This is a genomic window from Nocardia brasiliensis ATCC 700358, from assembly GCF_000250675.2.
GTDB classification, from domain to species: Bacteria; Actinomycetota; Actinomycetes; order Mycobacteriales; family Mycobacteriaceae; genus Nocardia; species Nocardia brasiliensis_B.
Genome location: NC_018681.1, coordinates 327,743 through 344,525, shown reverse-complemented (window position 1 = coordinate 344,525; position 16,783 = coordinate 327,743). Strand labels below are relative to the sequence as shown.

General features: G+C 69.2%; 15 protein-coding genes. 7 read left to right on the top strand and 8 right to left on the bottom strand.

Features of this window, described 5'->3' with window-relative positions; translation table 11 throughout:
• Positions 1–10: 10 nt before the first annotated feature.
• Genes O3I_RS01510 through O3I_RS01495 form a run of 4 tightly spaced genes read right to left on the bottom strand, consistent with a single transcriptional unit; the run spans position 11 to position 8,594 of the window.
• Positions 11–1,081: a zinc-binding metallopeptidase family protein gene (locus tag O3I_RS01510; protein ID WP_014981121.1), complete on the bottom strand. Its 1,071-nt coding sequence runs from the start codon at positions 1,079–1,081 to the stop codon at positions 11–13.
• A gap of 6 nt (positions 1,082–1,087) precedes the next feature.
• Positions 1,088–2,002 (bottom strand): transglutaminase family protein, encoded by a 915-nt coding sequence (locus O3I_RS01505; RefSeq protein ID WP_014981120.1) that lies wholly within the window; start codon positions 2,000–2,002, stop codon positions 1,088–1,090.
• Positions 1,999–4,833 carry a circularly permuted type 2 ATP-grasp protein gene (locus tag O3I_RS01500; protein ID WP_014981119.1) on the bottom strand — a complete coding sequence of 945 codons (2,835 nt, stop codon included), beginning with the start codon at positions 4,831–4,833 and terminating at the stop codon, positions 1,999–2,001. Before O3I_RS01500 ends, O3I_RS01505 begins: the two co-directional genes overlap by 4 nt.
• A gap of 38 nt (positions 4,834–4,871) precedes the next feature.
• A complete protein-coding gene (locus tag O3I_RS01495) occupies positions 4,872–8,594 on the bottom strand; it encodes a transglutaminase family protein (RefSeq protein ID WP_014981118.1) in 3,723 nt (1,240 codons plus the stop codon).
• A 172-nt stretch (positions 8,595–8,766) separates the two neighbouring features.
• Between O3I_RS01495 and O3I_RS01490 the strand changes: the two genes are divergently transcribed.
• Entirely contained in the window at positions 8,767–8,973 is a 207-nt protein-coding gene (locus O3I_RS01490) for a hypothetical protein (RefSeq protein WP_014981117.1), read from the top strand.
• Positions 8,974–8,994: 21 nt separating this feature from the next.
• The gene (locus tag O3I_RS01485; RefSeq protein WP_014981116.1) at positions 8,995–9,639 is read left to right on the top strand and encodes a hypothetical protein; all 645 of its coding nucleotides are present in this window, start codon (positions 8,995–8,997) and stop codon (positions 9,637–9,639) included.
• On the opposite strand, the gene O3I_RS01480 is transcribed toward O3I_RS01485, so the two are convergent.
• The 3 genes from O3I_RS01480 to O3I_RS01470 all read right to left on the bottom strand — a co-directional run bounded on the left by O3I_RS01480 (position 9,640) and on the right by O3I_RS01470 (position 11,329).
• Entirely contained in the window at positions 9,640–10,257 is a 618-nt protein-coding gene (locus tag O3I_RS01480; protein ID WP_014981115.1) for a LysE family translocator, read from the bottom strand.
• Positions 10,258–10,349: 92 nt separating this feature from the next.
• Positions 10,350–10,958: a recombination mediator RecR gene (gene recR, locus O3I_RS01475; protein ID WP_014981114.1), complete on the bottom strand. Its 609-nt coding sequence runs from the start codon at positions 10,956–10,958 to the stop codon at positions 10,350–10,352.
• Positions 10,959–10,999: 41 nt separating this feature from the next.
• The gene (locus O3I_RS01470) at positions 11,000–11,329 is read right to left on the bottom strand and encodes a YbaB/EbfC family nucleoid-associated protein (RefSeq protein ID WP_014981113.1); all 330 of its coding nucleotides are present in this window, start codon (positions 11,327–11,329) and stop codon (positions 11,000–11,002) included.
• Positions 11,330–11,511: 182 nt separating this feature from the next.
• On the opposite strand from O3I_RS01470, the gene O3I_RS01465 reads away from it, so the two are divergent.
• The 3 genes from O3I_RS01465 to O3I_RS01455 are packed head-to-tail and all read left to right on the top strand — an operon-like array spanning position 11,512 to position 13,332.
• On the top strand, positions 11,512–12,093 hold the full coding sequence (locus O3I_RS01465; RefSeq protein ID WP_014981112.1) for a hypothetical protein: 582 nt from the start codon (positions 11,512–11,514) through the stop codon (positions 12,091–12,093).
• Positions 12,094–12,150: 57 nt separating this feature from the next.
• Entirely contained in the window at positions 12,151–12,966 is an 816-nt protein-coding gene (locus tag O3I_RS01460; protein WP_014981111.1) for a MerR family transcriptional regulator, read from the top strand.
• Between the two features lie 15 nt (positions 12,967–12,981).
• Positions 12,982–13,332 (top strand): VOC family protein, encoded by a 351-nt coding sequence (locus tag O3I_RS01455; protein ID WP_014981110.1) that lies wholly within the window; start codon positions 12,982–12,984, stop codon positions 13,330–13,332.
• 51 nt (positions 13,333–13,383) lie between these two features.
• Here the strand turns inward: O3I_RS01455 and O3I_RS01450 are convergent, their stop codons facing one another.
• Positions 13,384–13,818 (bottom strand): SRPBCC family protein, encoded by a 435-nt coding sequence (locus O3I_RS01450; protein WP_014981109.1) that lies wholly within the window; start codon positions 13,816–13,818, stop codon positions 13,384–13,386.
• Positions 13,819–14,025: 207 nt separating this feature from the next.
• On the opposite strand from O3I_RS01450, the gene O3I_RS01445 reads away from it, so the two are divergent.
• Together O3I_RS01445 and O3I_RS01440 are read left to right on the top strand one after the other, a co-directional pair.
• Positions 14,026–15,468, top strand: a complete 1,443-nt coding sequence (locus O3I_RS01445; RefSeq protein ID WP_014981108.1) for an FAD-binding oxidoreductase — start codon at positions 14,026–14,028, stop codon at positions 15,466–15,468.
• Positions 15,465–16,781 (top strand): class I SAM-dependent methyltransferase, encoded by a 1,317-nt coding sequence (locus O3I_RS01440; RefSeq protein ID WP_014981107.1) that lies wholly within the window; start codon positions 15,465–15,467, stop codon positions 16,779–16,781. The genes O3I_RS01445 and O3I_RS01440 overlap by 4 nt, the downstream gene beginning before the upstream one ends.
• The last annotated feature ends 2 nt before the right edge of the window (positions 16,782–16,783 follow it).

Below are 16,783 nucleotides of genomic sequence, written 5' to 3'. Positions count from 1 at the left end.
TGGGACAGGGTCACCCGGCCGAGCGCGCGCAGAGCTCGTGGGCCAGGCGCATCTTGTCGAGCACGCGGTCCGGGAGCACGAACGGGTAGAGGTCGGGGTGGCCCATGGAGCGGTTGACCATGTTGAGCGACCAGGCCAAGGGCAGCCAGAGGTCGATGATCTTGTCGAAACCGGAGCGGCCGACCTGCGGACGGTCGAGACTGGCGCCGGCGGGGGCGATACCGAACGCCGCCGCGGTGTCCAGGGTGTCGCGGATGTGCAGGTAGTGCGCGAAGGTTTCGGCCCAGTCCTCGGCGGGATGCATGGTGGCGTAGGAGGATACGTAGTCGGACTCCCAATTGGGCGGCGCGCCTTCGGCATAGTGGCGGTTCAGCGCGGCCTGGTAGTCGGCGTCGGGATCGCCGAACAGGTCCCGGAAACGCTGCCGCGCCTCGTCGTCGGCGACCAGCACCATGAAGTAGTAGTGGCCGATCTCGTGCCGGAAATGCCCGAGCAGGGTGCGGTACGGCTCGTCCATCTCGATACGCAGTTGCTCGCGGTGCGGATCGTTGGCCTCGGCCAGATCCAGCGTGATCACCCCGTCCTTGTGACCGGTGATCACCTGCTTGTCGACGCTGGAGAGCAGGTCGAAGGCCAGGCCACGGGCCGGATCCCGGTCGCGTCCGACGATGGGCAGGCCGAGTTCGGTCAATTCGACGAGCAGCCGGCGTTTGGCCGCTTCGGCCTCGGCGAACGCAGCCAGCCCCGCGGCGTCGAGATCGTTCGGACGGGTCCGGGTCAAGCGGCACGACGCGCACAGCACCGGCTGTCCGTTGCCGTTGCCGATACCCGCGTCCGACCCGTCCTGCGGCACCTGGACCAGCCAATTGCACTGCGCCACATGGAGGTTGTCGCACAGCCGGAAGCGGCTCGCGTCGACCACGCCGGCGGCCGCGTCGACCGCGGCGTCACCCGGCGGGTCACCGATCACCACCAGGCTGAGCGTGCTGAGATTGAAACCCAGTGGGCTGGAACAGGACAGGCACACCGAGTTCTCGAAGGCCAACTGCTGGCCGCAGTGGGGACAGGCGAAATCACGCACGCTGGCTCACACCTCCACCGGAGAGACGTCGACCGAAACGGTAATTGTGCTCTCTTTGGCGTCGGTATAGATGATGCCACGCAGCGGCGGCACGTCGGCGTAATCGCGGCCCCAGGCCACGGTGACGTAGCGTTCGTCGCCGAATTGGTCGTTGGTGGGGTCGAAATCGATCCACCGCCCGGTGCGGTCCTGCGCGTCGGCGCCGGGTACCCACACGGCGGCCCAGGCGTGCGTGGCGTCGGCGCCGACCATGCGCTCCTTGCCGGGCGGCGGGTCGGTGGCCAGGTAGCCCGAGACGTAGCGGGCGGCCAAACCGTGCGCGCGCAGGCAGGCCACGCCGACCCGGGCGAAGTCCTGGCAGACGCCCGTCCGGGCCGCGAACACGTCGGCGACCTTGGTGGACACCGTGGTCGAGCCGGACTTGTAGGCGAAATCCGCGTGGATCCGGCTGTTCAGTTCGGCCACCGCCGCCAGCAGCGGACGCCCGGGGGTCAGCGATTCGGCCGCGTACGCCGTGACCTCCGGGGTGATCTCGGGCGGGCGCAGATCGAGCGTGAATTCCACGGCCAGCGGCCCCGTCGCGCCGGTCGGCCGGGCAGTCTCCCACGGCCTGCTCGCCGGGCCCGCCGCGGCGTCGCCGGGCCGGTCGACCTCGACCAGCGACTCACCGGTGACCACCAGGGTCCGATGTTCGGCCGTGACATGGAAATACGACGTGGTGTTGCCGTAGACATCCGAGCCGATGGACTGATCCGAGGGCACCGGATCGACCGACACGTCGTGCGAGAGCAGCCGCTGCCCCGGAAATTCGCGCGGCGTCAGATACGCGCGACCATAGGAACTGGTGACCTCGTCGGAGTACCGGTAGGTGGTGCGGTGGGCGACGCGATACCGCCGGGCCGCACCCTTGCGCTCGCTCATCCGACCACCCGGGTGCTGCCCCACAGCGGCTGGAAGCCCGCGGGCAGCGCCAGTTTCGCGGTCTCGAACGATTCGGCCAGCTTGCGCAGGCGCAGGTGCACACCGTCGAGCAGTTCGGCCAATTCGGTGCGCCTGCCTTCGTCGTCGGTGACTTCCAGATCGTCGGGATCCACCCGCCGCAGCATGCGTTGTGCGTCGGCGAGCAACCGCTGCGGCCGCGACGATCCCGAGGCGCCGGGCAGCGCCCGCAGGTCGGCGTCGAGCCGGTCCAGCTGGTAGGCCAGCGAACGCGGGTTGGCGGTATCGAAGAGCAGCAGCCCGGCGACGGCCGAGATGCGCACCGAATCCCGGTGCCGCCGTCGGTAACTCACCTGCGATTCGGCCGCCCGCAGCACCGACTCGGTGACCACCCGCTCGGCCTCCTCCGGGTAGGTCTGGGTCAGCGCCGCCGACATCAACGCGGTCAGCGCGAGCCCGCGTTCGATGCGTTTGCCGATATCCATGACGTACCAGCCGGAGTCGCGCACCAGTGACTCGGCGCCGATCCCGGACAGCGACAGCAGTGCGGCCAGCGTGAGCGAATGCACCGCCGACAGCGCCGCTTCGCGGTCCTCGCCGAAGCCCCGGTATTCGGCCATGGCGCGGTCTACCGCGCTGAGGATCATCCAGGTGTCGTTGGAGAGCTGGTCGCGCACGGCCCGCGCGGCGTTCGCGCAGCGATCGACGGCGAAAGCCAAGGAGCCGGGCAGATCTCGGTCGACGGTCAAGGCCACCAGATAGTCGTGTCCCTCGCGAGAGGCCCCGGCCACGGCCGGCCGGGGTTCAGGCGAATCGGCCGCGCCCATCGACTGGGACTGCCCGGAGGCGCCTTGCGTGGCCGCCATCGCACCCGGCTGGGTCTGGGCCTGGCGTCCTGCCGAACTCGTTTGCGTCGCAGTGTGATCGGGTGTCGCGCCCGCGGGTGACATCGCGTCGTCGGGTGCGGCGCCGAACAAGACCGCGGCCGGCGCGACGGTCGCCGTGGCCCGCGCCAGCGCGGCCATCAGGACCGGCACCGCCTCCGCACCCTCCAACCACGGCCGGTACCGGAAGTCCTGGTAGCGCTCGTGCGTGGCGATCAACAATCGGGCCGCCGCTTCGGCGCGTTCGCTGTAGCGGCCCATCCAGAACAGATCGTTGAGCACGCGCGGCGAGCTGATCGCCGCCACGATCGGCAACCGCCGCGAGACCCGCTCCTCGTGCGGGGCCTCGGTGCCGACTGCGGGTGCGGGCGCCGGCGCGGCCCGCACCCAGATGTCCTTGGCGGCGATCTTGATCACCACCCGATCGGGCAGCGTGCGCTGATGCAACTGGCCGAGGCCGCCCGCCATCGCCGTGTAGCCACCGCGCCGGGCCATCGAGAACAGCCGCATGCCGACCGGCGCGGGGGTCAGCCCGCCGTAACCCTCCACCGCCGGCGCGACCGAGAACTGCGCGGGCTCCTGGCCGACCCACTGCCAGCCATCGGCCTCGATCCGCGCGCGCAGATCGGCTCGCTGCCGGATGGACAGCGCGGGGCCGAAGAGCGTCGCACCGTCGATGGCGGACCGAATGATCAAGCGGTGCAGGTTCTTTGTCAGATGGGCGCGTTCCTTGTCGTCGCCGCCCCAGAAGCTCGGCGCGCTCTCCAGCAGCAGATCCTCGCCGAGCAGCGCCTTGGCCAGACGCGGCAGGAAACCGGTCAGCGCCGGGTTCTCCAGCAGGCCGCTGCCGAGGGTGTTCACCACGGTCACCGCGCCCCTGCGCAGGACCTCCACCAAACCGACCACGCCCAGCCGCGAGTCCGGCCGCAGATCCAGCGGATCGGAGAACTCCGCGTCCACGCGTCGCAGCACCACGTCGACCCGGCGCAGCGTGCCCAGTGAGCGCATCCACAGCGCGCCGTCGCGCACCACCAGGTCCGCGCTCTCCACCAGCGGGAAGCCCAGCATGGACGCGAGATTGGCTTGGTCGTAAGCGGTTTCGGAGTGCACACCCGGACTCAGCACCACGACCACGGGATCGTCGGCCTCACCCTCGGGTGCCGACTCGATCAACATCAGCCGCATCGCCCTGGCGAACGGGGTGAGCGGGCGGGGATTCGAGTGTTCGAAGGCCTCCGGGATCGCCGTCGACACCACCCGGCGATCGGCGAGTGCGTAACCCGCACCCGACGGCGCCTGGGCCCAGTCGGCGGTGACCCGGAACCGGCCGTCGCTCCACCGGCTGATATCGCAGGCGTGCAGGAACAACTGATGCCGCCCCGGCACCGTGATGCCATGTGCGGCACGGACATAGCCGCTGTAGCCGAAGACCACCTCCGGCGGGAGCAGCCCGTTGGTGAGCATCCGGCGCGGACCGTACACATCGGTGAGTACCTCGTCGAGCACCCGGGACCGCTGCACCAGACCGGCCTCCAGCCGGGTCCAGTCGTCCGCGGAGATGAGCAGCGGAATCGGATCCAATCGCCACGGCGTCGTCACCGCCTGCTCACCCGAGCCGGTGACCTCGGTATAGGTGATGCCGTCGTCCTCGATCAGCCTGCGCACGCGGCTGTCCAGCCTGCCGAGGCCGGTGGTGCCGAGTTCGACGAAATCCGCGGACAGCTCCGACCACATGCGGCGCACCCGGCCGCCGGCGTCGACCAGCTCGTCGTAGTACCCCTCGGTGGGCCTGCCGCATTCGTCGTAGGGTGCGGTCTCCACCCCGCCGCTGCGGTAGCGCGCGAATTGCTCGGCAACCTGCTCGCGCACGCCGGGCGCGGCGCTCGTGGCCCGCCGCGCATCCCGCGACGACGCTTCGGCTTCGCGCATTGTCACCGCGCCGACCTCGCTTCCCCTGTCAGACGTGCCTACCGGTCGCCGACCACGCCCCAGACGGTCCGCGCGCGGCGCAGATCGAGCACGCCCGCCACGCCGCCGTCCAGGGACTGTGCTGCCATTTTCGCACGTAGTTCCCCGGGATCCGCGCGGGCCGTGGTGTGCCCCGCCGCCTCGAAGCGGCGGTTGCGGCGCGATTGCGCGGCCACCGCGTTCACCGGAGGCTCCTCGTAGGCCATGCCGCCCGGGTGCGCCACGTGATAGGTGCAGCCACCGCGCGAGAGCCCGGTCTCGGCATCGATCAGGTCGAAGACCAGCGGCACGTCGACGGTGATCGACGGATGCAGCGAATTCGGTGGCTGCCACGCCCGATACCGCACCCCCGCCACCTGCACCCCGGCCTTGCCGGTGGCCAGCAGCGGGATCGGCATGCCGTTGCAGGTCACCACGAACCGTTCGCGGTCCGCGCCGACCACCCGCACCTGCAGCCGCTCCACCGACGAGTCGACGTATCGCGCGGCGCCCGCCGCGGTGGCCTGTTCGCCGAGGGTGTGCCACGGTTCGATGGCGGCGCGCAGTTCCAGTTCGACGTCGCCGAGCACGACCGTACCGATGCGCGGAAAACGGAACTCGGCGAACGGATCCAGCCAGCTGACGTCGAAATCCATACCGTGCGCACGCAGGTCCGCGACCACCTCGGCGATATCGGCGAGCACGAAATGCGGCAGCAGGTACCGGCCGTGCAGATTCGCGCCGTGCCGAATCAGCGGGGCGCGCAACGGTTGGGCCCAGAATCGCGCAACCAGCCCGCGGACCAGCAGCGACTGCACCATCGCCATCTGGAAGTGCGGCGGCATCTCGAAACCGCGCAGTTCCACCAGACCCAGCCTGCCCCTGGCGGTTTCGGGGCTGTAGAGCTTGTCGATGCAGAACTCGGCGCGATGGGTGTTGCCGGTGAGATCGGTGAGCAGGTGCCGCAGCGCGCGGTCGACATGCCAGGGCGCGTGGAACGGGCCGCCCGGTCCCGTGAGCCGGGCGATCTCGGCGAACGCGATCTCCAGCTCGTACAGCGCCTCCGCACGGCCCTCGTCCACCCGGGGCGCCTGCGAGGTCGGCCCGACGAAACGACCGGCGAACAGATACGACAGCGCGGGATGACGCTGCCAGTACGTCAGCATCGACACCAGCAGGTCCGGCCTGCGCAGCAGCGGTGAGCGGGCGGGCGTCGCGCCGCCCAGCGTGATGTGGTTGCCGCCGCCCGTTCCGCCGTGCGTGCCGTCGACCTCGAACGACTCGGTGCTCAACCGGGCCAGCCGGGCCTGCTCGTACAGCGTCGACAACAGGTCGGACTGCTCGGCGAAGGAGACCGTCGGCTGCACGTTGACCTCGATCACGCCCGGATCCGGGGTCACCGAGAGCGTGCGCAGCCTGGGATCGGCGGGCGGCGGATAGCCCTCGAGTACCACCGGACGGTCGAGCTCGACCACGGCGGCTTCCACGCGCTGGATCAGATCGAGGAAATCGTCGAGTTGTTCGGTGGGCGGCAGGAATACGTGCAGCCTGCCGTGACGCACCTCGCCCACCAGGGCGGTGGTCGGTTCCCACGCGGCGGACTGGACCACCGCGGGCGGCTCGGCGGGCGCCGGTGCCCGCGGCCCGACGAACAGCGGGTCGGCGTCGGGGCGCGGGCGCGGCGGATGCCAGGACACCGAGTCGAGCGGCAGGCGCAGTCCGGCCGGAGAATCCCCGTCCGTCAACACGATTCGCCCCGCGGGCTGATCCGCGCACACCCCGCGGCGCAACCGCCAGTCGGCGCTCGCCCAGCCCGCGCCGTCGTCGCGCCGGTACAGCGACAGGACGTAGGCGGCCGGTTCGGTGACCGTGGCGTCGAGCCGCGCGAGCAATGCCGCCCTGGCCTGCACCGAGTCGTCGGCAGGGTCGAGATCGTCCTGTGGTGCGACCGGAACACCTTGCGGCGCACGGGCTTTCCCGGAAATCCGGAGCAGCGGATCCTCGTACGCCGGACGGACCTGGGTGTCCGGCAGGCCGAGACCGGCGGCGACGTGCGCGATCACCGCGCGTGCCGAATCGGGCCGCGCCGGACCATGCGCGCGCGGGCGCAATCCCGCCTGCGCGTTGGCGGGTTGCACCGCCGACACCTGCGCTCCGGCAACCCTTTCTCCTCCGGACGCCGCGGGGGCCACGGACATCGCGGGGGCCACGGACGTCACGGGAGTAGCGGGGGCCACGGACGTCACGGGGGTAGCGGAGGCAACAGACGTCACGGGGGTAGCGGGGGCAACGGACGACAGTGCGGCATCGTCGCCGCGACGTTGTGCGCCCGCTGCCGTGCCGCCACCGCTGTCCACCGAAACGCTCGACAGCTCAGCATCATTCGCCAATGCGATGGCCCCCGTGCCGGAGGCCGAGGCACCACCGGGGGCAAGCGCATCCGGCTGCGGCCACGCGGTGCCGACCGGCGTCCACGGGTCGGCGAGCAGGTCCTGGCGCGTCCACAGCGGCGTCCCGTCGGCCCGCCAGGCCACCGCGATCTCCCAGCGCGGCAACGGTTCTCCCGGATACCACTTCCCCTGCCGGTACTGGGTCAACCCGGTCGGCGCGTAGATTCGCCGCAACCGGTCGGCGAGGTCGACCGCGCGTTCGCGCTTGTGCGCGCCATCGGCCTCGGTGGTCCATTCGGGCGCGGTCTGGTCGTCGATGGAGACGAAGGTCGGTTCGCCGCCGACGGTCAGGCCCACGTCGGCGGCGGCCATCCGCGCGTCCAGCGCGGCACCCGATTGCTGGATCCGCTCCCATTGAGAGGTGGTGTAGGGCAAGGTGACCCGCGGGTCCTCGTGGATGCGCCGGACGATGTTGCTGAAGTCCATGGTGGCGCCGGTGGGCCCGGTCGCGCCGGTGATCGGCGCGGCCGACACCGGGTGCGGCGTCGCCGCGAGCGGGATGTGCCCCTCACCGGCGAACAGGCCCGAGGTCGGATCGAGCCCGACCCAGCCCGCGCCGGGCAGGTACACCTCGGTCCAGGCGTGCAGATCGGTGAAGTCGGCCCGCGGGCCCGACGGGCCGTCCAGCGACGGCACGTCCTGGGCCAGCTGCACCAGATAGCCGGACACGAACCGCGCCGCGAGCCCCAGCTCGCGCAGGATCGACACCAGCAGCCAGGCCGAATCGCGACACGACCCGAGCGCGGCCCGCAGCGTCTGATCGGGCGTCTGCACGCCCGGTTCCATCCGGACGGTGTAGCCCACGTCGTGCCGTAAGGCCTGGTTGACCGAAACCAGGAAGTCGATGGTGCGCGGTCGCGCGGTACCGGAGTGCGCGCGCACCCAGTCGCGGACCGGCGCACCGGGCCCCGACCCCGGCTCCGCCTCGTCCACCGGCCGCAGGTACGGCTCCAGATCCGCGAGCAGGTCCGCGCCGTAGCGGAACGGGAAATGCTCGGCGTAGTCCTCGATGAAGAAGTCGAACGGGTTGATCACCTCGAGGTCGGCGATAAGCCCGACGGTCACCGACAGTTCCCGCGCGGGCTCCGGAAAGACCAGCCGCGCAAGGAAATTGCCGAAAGCATCCTGCTGCCAATTGCAGAAATGCCCGGCCGGCGTCACCCGCATCGAGTAGGCTTCGATCCTGGTGCGGGAGTGCGGGGCCGGGCGCAGGCGCACCACGTGCGGATGTACCTCGACCAGCCGGTCGAAGGTGTAGACGGTCCGGTGTTCGAGCGACACCTTGATGCCCATGCAGCAAGTTCACCACACCCGGCCGCGGCATGGACGTGGAGTTTCCCGAGAGTCGCCGCACCGAGGCCGCCGCGCGACACACGACGCCGACGTCCCCCGCCGCACGGCCCGGGAGTGCTACACACGAAATGACGGACCGATCTCAGCCCTTCGTCCCCGCTGCGAGGTAGCCATGCGCGAGCTGGACTGTTCCTGCTGTGAATCCGCGATCGACCACTGCCACGGCACCCTCGTCGTGCACTCCACCAGGCGCACCGAATGCACCGAGGACGGCTGCGTCGATCTCGACTACACCCGGCACGCCTTCGTCGTCGACTGCGGCGACGTCGCGGGCGGCTGTCCCTGCGCGGAGCCCGACGTAGCCCGTCGCCGCGCCTGAGCAGACCCGTACCCTATTCGGGTGAGCTATGACCACGTGCTGTTGCCGTCCGGTGTCGCGTCATCGATCCCCGAGGTCGACGCTTACCTGAGCACCCAGCAGGGAGTGCAGGAGTCGGAGGTGGTCGCGCAGATCGCGACCGAGCTGAACAAACGCAACGACGAGTTGCCCGCGGACGACAGCTTCCTCAGCAGCGCCCCGGTCGGCGGCGCCGCCACCGGCGCGGCATTGCAGGTGTCCTGCCCCTACGACGCGATCGGCTTCGTGCGGCAGTTGATCTTCTCGGTCGCGACCCCGCTGGACTACGCGGTCTACGATCCGCAGCTCGCCTGGCTGATCGACCCGGCCGGGCACGTGCCGGCCACGGTCACCCACGGCGGCGCGGGCGAGTTCCCCTATTTGACGAAAACCCTGGCCGACCAATGGGTTTCCGAGCTGGCGCCGCCGAACCCCTATCTGGTGGTGGAGCGCGACGACCAGGTCTACATGCAGACCTACCGGGAGAAGACCGGTGCGTTCACCCTCGAATACCGGGACGGCTCGGCCGAGAAACACTTCGGCACCACGGTGCTCGACGCCGCCACCGTCTCCGCGCTGATCTGGGACTGGGCCACCGACAACCGCGACCGGATGCAGACCCTGCCCTGGTCGCGCGTCGAGCTCTGACTACTGGTTCTGCACCGCGAGGCGGCCCGCCAGCGCGAGGAAGGAAGCGCCGAACACCCGTCGCATCCAGGTGACCACCACCGGGCGGGTGATGACGTGGTTGCGCAGCGCGGCCGCGCACACGCCGTAGATCGCGAAGACGACGAACGTGGCCAGCATGAACACCGCGCTCAGTTCGAGCATGCGCGCCAGCGCGTTCGGTGAACCGCTCGGCACGAACTGCGGCAGGAACGCGAAGGCGAACAGGGTCAGCTTCGGGTTGAGGAGGTTGAGCAGCACCGCCGACACGATCACCTTGCGCGCCGACTGCCCGGACTGCTCGGGCTCATCGGGCACGGCGAGCGCGCCCTTGTCGCGGAACGTGCTCCACGCCATGTAGATCAGGTACGCGACACCGAAGTACTTCAAGGTCTGGAAGGCCATCGCGCTCGTGTTGAGCAGCGCGGCGAGACCGGTGATCGCCGCGAGCAGATGCGGGACGGTGCCGAGCGTGCACCCGAACGCCGCGATCAGGCTGGCCCGCGTGCCCCGGGAGAGCCCGGCCGCGAGGGTGTACAGCGCGCCGGTACCCGGGGTGACCACGATGACGAGCGTGGTCAGCAGGAATTCGATGCTCATTTCCGACACAGTAACTCGCGCCACAGCGAGCGCAACCCCCGGTGATTCGGGGCTGGACCGGCCGGTCACGGGCTGAATCGGCCCGCGCGGGACTAGAGCGCGCGGCGTCCCGACAGCGCGCGCCCCAGGGTCAGCTCGTCCGCGAATTCCAGGTCGCCGCCCATCGGCAGACCCGAGGCCAGCCTGGTCACGCTGAGCCCGGGGAAGTCGCGCAGCATGCGCACCAGGTAGGTGGCCGTCGCCTCGCCCTCGGTGTTCGGGTCGGTCGCGATGATCACCTCGCTGACGTCCACGCCGTCCTGCTGGTTTCCGATGCGCGCCAGCAGTTCCCGGATGCGCAGCTGGTCGGGCCCGATGCCGCTGAGCGGGTCGAGCGCACCGCCGAGCACGTGGTACCGCCCACGGAACTCCCGGGTGCGCTCGATGGCCTGCACGTCTTTCGGCTCCTCGACCACACAGATCATGGTGCGGTCGCGCCGCGGGTCGGCGCAGATGCGGCACAGTTCGCCGTCGGAGACGGTGCCGCAGGACACGCAGAACTGCACGCCGTCGCGCACCTTCTGCAGGGCGGCCTGTAGCCGGTCGATCTCCGGCGGCTCCACCTGCAACAGATGAAAAGCGATGCGCTGCGCGCTCTTCGGACCGACACCGGGCAGCTTGCCCAGCTCGTCGATCAGATCCTGAACCGGACCCTCGTACAACGGCTACGTCCTCTTCGCCTCTGCGGCACTCGTCGTGGTGATCAGAAGTTCGGCAACCCCGGCATGCCGCCGCCCGAGAGCGGACCGAGGCGCTCGGCCGCGAGCTGCTGGGCCGTGGCCATCGCGTTGTTCACCGCGCCGATCACCAAGTCCTGCAGCGTGTCCACGTCCTCGGGATCCACCGCCTTCGGATCGATGGTGAGCGCGACGATCTCACCGGTCGCCTTGACGGTCACCTTGACCAGCCCGTTGCCGGCCTGACCTTCCACTTCGGCCTCGGCGAGCTCGGCCTGGGCTTCCATCACTGCCTGCTGCATCTGCTGCGCCTGGGCGAGTAGCTGCTGCATGTCGAACTGACCACCGGGCTGCACGGCATGTCCTCTCTGAAGAAAGTGTCACTGATCAGCCTAGTCCCTGGGCGCGCGGCGCCGACGGGAGCCGCCCGCGGCGCATGACAGGTAACAGGTTGGGTAGTTCCGGCTTAACCGGATCAAGATCGACCTAACATCGGAGGCAGGTCGGGAGACCGGTGCGGCAGTTCTGGAGAAAAGCTATGCACGCGATCCGAGCACGTTTCCTGAGCACGCTGGTGCTCTCGCTGGGCATTCCCGGCATCCTCCTCGGCGTCGGCGGCCCGGTGGCCACCGCCGATCCGGGTGTCACCGAGGCGGCCGCCGACTACGGCGGCGGCTGCGTCCTCTACCCGGACAATCGGGCCGCCACCATCGACGCCCTGCGTTTCCGCTGCGGGCCCGAGCAGCAGGACGCGATCTTCCGGGACGCGCCACGCGGTGCGGTGCCGACGGGCGTGAAAGACGGCTGGGTCACCAGACCGCCCTCGATCCAAGGCATTTCGTCCGCGTTCTGGATCGGCAAGGTCTTCTACACCGGCCCGGACGGCGGCACCCTGACCAACCGCGTCACCGGCGCAGGCTACGAAGCCTGGCCCGCGTACGTGTACACCGCGCCCGCCCTGCTGGACGGCAACCCGGCCTGGGCCCTCGACTACGCGCCCGCCCCCACCCCGCAGGTCTACGACGAGATCCGCGAGGTCACCCCCGGCGTCTGGTTCGGCTACTCGTGGTGGCGCGGCGGCGTCCAGACCACCATGCTGCTCACCTTCGTGCTGACCTGACCGGCCCGATCCACAGAAGTTTGACTCTCCCCCCGCTGGAGGGTGTTCGCTGAAGGCATGACAGCGACCGTCGCCATCGGGGAGTTCGCCCGGCTCACGTACCTGACCGTGAAGACGCTGCGGTATTACCACGACATCGAGCTGCTCGCGCCCGTCTCGATCGACAGCGGCTCGGGGTACCGGCGCTATTCGATCGATCAGGTGCCCCAGGCGCATCTGATCCGCAGGCTGCGCCAGCTCGATATGCCGTTGCCCGAGATCAAGGCCGTGCTCGACGCGGCCGACGAGGACACCCGCAACGCCGCGCTGCGCGCCCACCTCGAACGGATGGAAGCCGAACTGGCGCGCACCCGCGCGGTGGTGACGTCGCTGCGGGCGCTGCTGACCCCCACCGCGCCGCTCGCCGTCGAATATCGCTCGGAACCCGCCTTTCCCGCACTCGCGATCGCGGAGGTGGTCACCCGGGAGGCGATCGGCCCGTGGTGCGAAGCCGCGTTCACGCTGTTGCATCAGACGCTGGGCGCGGCGGGCATCGCGCCGAACGGCGTCGACGGCGCCACCTACTCGATGGAGTTCTTCGAGAACGACATCGGTGCGGTGGTCGCCTTCGTCCCGATCCCCGGCGACGCCGAGATCGCACTGCCCGACCGGGTCTCGCGCATCGAACTACCCGCGCGCCGGTTCGCGGTCGCGCGACACGACGGACCGTTCGACGACTTCGACCGCACCTACGGCGCACTCGGCAGTCATGTCGCCGAACACGACGAGTCGCTCGCCGAACCGATCCGCGAACGCTATCTGGTGAGCCCCGACGCCACCGACGACCCGCACGCCTACCGCACCGAAGTCTGCTGGCCGATCGGCCTGCTCTGAAAAATGGAGACCCCCATGACTCTCGCCCTCGCGCACATCACCATCGACAGCGCCGATGCCGCCGCCCTGGCCGACTTCTGGTCCGAGCTGCTCGACCTCCCGGTCGACCCGGAGGCCTCGACCGAATTCGCCACCGTGGGCCGCACCGCCGCAGCCGCGCCGGTGCTGATGTTCATCCGGGTGCCCGACAAGACTCCCGGCAAGAACGTCATCCACCTCGACCTGCACGCCGCGGACTGGCGCCGGCACGTGGACCGGGCGATCGGCCTGGGCGCCAAGCGCATCGGCGATTTCGACGAGTACGGCGCGCAGTGGACCACGCTGGCCGATCCGGAAGGCAACCTGTTCGATATCGGCGCACAGTAGCCGAAAGCCCGGCACCATCAGGTGCCGGGCTCCGCTATTCGTGCCGGTGCGTCAGGCGAGTTCTTTCTGCAGGTTGCCGAGCACCTCGGCCTGGATCTTCTTCAGGCCCAGCGGCGCGAAGATCCCCTCGAAGATGCCCTTGACCCCGCCCGCGCCCTGCCAAATGGTGCGCTGGGTGACCTGCGAACCGGTGCCGTCCGGAGTCACCGTCCAGGTGGTGACCAGGGTGGAGTTCGAATCACGCTCGGTGACAATCGAATCGGACACCGTCACGACGGCGTGCACATTGCGCGAACGCTTCTCGGTGGCCTGCAGCGTCCACTCGGCCACGGTGCCCGCGCCCTTGCCGCCCTCGACCACCTTGTAATCGCGGTAGTGCGCGGACAGAATGCGCGGCCGCACCGTCTCGTAGTCCGCGATGGCTTCGAGGGTGCGCTGCGGGTCCGCCGCAACGGCGATCGAACTGCTGGCGCTGACCTGTCCCACAATGAGCTCCTTGTCCGGGTACGGTAACTCGACCGGTGTACATCCTGCCCTGTAGCGGCCGCCACGCCGTATACCGGTGCAGCCGTGTGGCGAACTTCTCTACCCGGGCCGATATTCCGGTTCGCAACATATGCGTGACATTTCTCCCCGGACCCCGCCCTCGCGGTGGTCTGACAATGCGGTGCGTACTAGCGTCGAGGGGTGGCAGTGAGTCTGTTGGGCAAGGCCGGACGCGCGCCGGTCGCACGCGAATCCGGGTTTACCGCGCACCACGCTGGGGTCGAGCGACTCTTGGCGAGTTATCGCGCTATTCCCCGGAACGCAAATGTCCGTTTAGCGAAGAAAACCTCCAATCTGTTCCGAGCCAGAGCCAAGAACCCCGCACCGGGACTCGACGTCTCCGGCCTCACCGGGGTCATCGCGGTCGACCCGGTCGCGAAGACCGCGGACGTGGCAGGCATGACCACCTACGAGGACTTGGTCGCGGCGACCCTGCCCTACGGCCTCGCGCCGTTCGTGGTGCCGCAGCTCAAGACGATCACCCTGGGCGGCGCGGTGACCGGCCTCGGCATCGAGTCGACCTCGTTCCGCAACGGCCTGCCGCACGAGTCCGTGCTGGAGATGGACATCCTGACCGGCGCGGGCGAGATCATCACCGCCACACCGGACAACGAGCACGCGGACCTGTTCCGCGGCTTCCCCAACTCCTACGGCACCCTGGGCTATTCGGTCCGGCTGAAGATCGAGCTGGAGACCGTGCAGCCCTTCGTCGCCATCCGGCACCTGCGCTTCCACGATCTGCGTGAACTCGAGCGCACACTCGCCGACATCGTCATCGAACGGTCCTATGACGGCGAGCGGGTGGACTACCTCGACGGGGTCGTGTTCACCGCCGACGAGAGCTACCTGACGCTGGGCCGGCAGACCGACGAGCCCGGCCCGGTCAGCGACTACACCGACATGGACATCTACTACCGGTCCATCCAGCACGACGACGCCGCCCCCAAGCGCGACCGGTTGACCATCCACGACTACCTGTGGCGCTGGGACACCGACTGGTTCTGGTGCTCGCGCGCCTTCGGCACGCAGAACCCGAAGATCCGCCGGTTCTGGCCGAAACGCTACCGGCGCAGCAGTTTCTACTGGAAGCTCATCGCGCTGGACCACAAGTACGACATCGCCGACAAACTCGAGGCGCGCAAGGGCAACCCGCCGCGCGAGCGGGTGGTCCAGGACATCGAGGTGCCGGTGGAGCGCACCGCCGACTTCGTCGAATGGTTCCTGCGCGAGATCCCGATCGAGCCGCTCTGGCTGTGCCCGCTGCGGCTGCGCGACACCGGCGACACCTCCGGCAGCACGGAACGCACCTGGCCGCTGTACCCGCTGGAGCCGAACCGTACCTACGTCAACGCCGGATTCTGGTCGGCCGTGCCCACCGTCCCCGGCGCGCCGGAAGGGGCGGCCAACCGGGCGATCGAGCGCACCGTGACCGACTTCGACGGACATAAGTCGCTGTACTCGGATTCCTATTACGACAAAGATGAGTTCGCGGCGCTGTACGGCGGCAATACCTACACCGAACTGAAAAAACGCTACGACCCGGACCAGCGGCTGCTGGATTTGTATTCGAAGGCGGTGCAACGCAAATGACGACATTCAAGGACCGTTCTGACGTCTTAGCCGATCTCGGGACCAAACTCAGCATTGCCGAGATCTTCGAGACGCTGATCGAGGGCGAAGTCCCGATCCGGCTGACCGCCTACGACGGCAGCACGACGGGCCCGGCGGACTCGAAGTACCAACTCGACATCAAGACTCCCCGCGGCATCAACTACCTGGCGACCGCGCCCGGCGATCTCGGCATGGCGCGCGCCTACATCGCGGGCGACATGACCGCCGAGGGCGTGCATCCCGGCGACCCGTACGACATCCTGAAGGCGATGGACAGCCTGAAGTTCCGGCGTCCGTCCGCGCTGGCGCTGCTCGCCATCGCCCGCTCGCTCGGCTGGGAACGGCTCAAGCCGATCGCGCCGCCGCCGCAGGAGACGCTGCCGCGCTGGCGCCGGATCGCACTGGAAGGCCTGCGGCACTCGAAGACTCGCGACGCCGAGGCCATCCACCACCACTACGACGTCTCGAACACCTTCTACGAGTACGTGCTCGGCCCGTCGATGACCTACACCTGTGCGTGTTACGAGAACGAGGAGCAGACCCTCGAGCAGGCGCAGGAGAACAAGTATCGCCTGGTCTTCGACAAGCTGCGGCTGAAGGAGGGCGACCGGCTGCTCGACATCGGCTGCGGCTGGGGCGGCATGGTGCGCTACGCGGCCAAGCGCGGCGTCAAGGTGATCGGCGCGACCCTCTCGGCCGAGCAGGCCGAATGGGCCCAGGCCAAGATCGCCGAACAGGGCCTGTCCGAGCTGGCCGAGGTGCGGCACTCCGACTACCGCGACATCCCGGAGTCCGGCTTCGACGCCGTGTCCTCGATCGGCCTCACCGAGCACATCGGTGTGCACAACTACCCGTACTACTTCGAGTTCATCCAGAGCAAGCTGCGCGACGGCGGCCTGTTCCTGAACCACTGCATCACCCGGCCGGACAACACCAGGACCACCAAGGCGGGCGACTTCATCGACCGCTACGTGTTCCCCGACGGCGAACTGATCGGCTCCGGCCGGATCATCTCCGAGATCCAGAATGTCGGACTCGAGGTGCTGCACGAGGAGAACCTGCGCGAGCACTACGCGCTCACCCTGCACGAATGGTGCAAGAACCTGGTGCAGAACTGGGATGCCTGCGTCGACGAGGTCGGCGAGGGCACCGCCAAGGTGTGGGGCCTGTACATGGCCGGTTGCCGGCTCGGCTTCCAGCGCAACGTGGTTCAGCTGCACCAGGTGCTCGGCGTCAAACTTCCGCCGGACGGCACCTGGACCGTGCCCCTGCGCCCCTGGTGGACAGCTTGAGC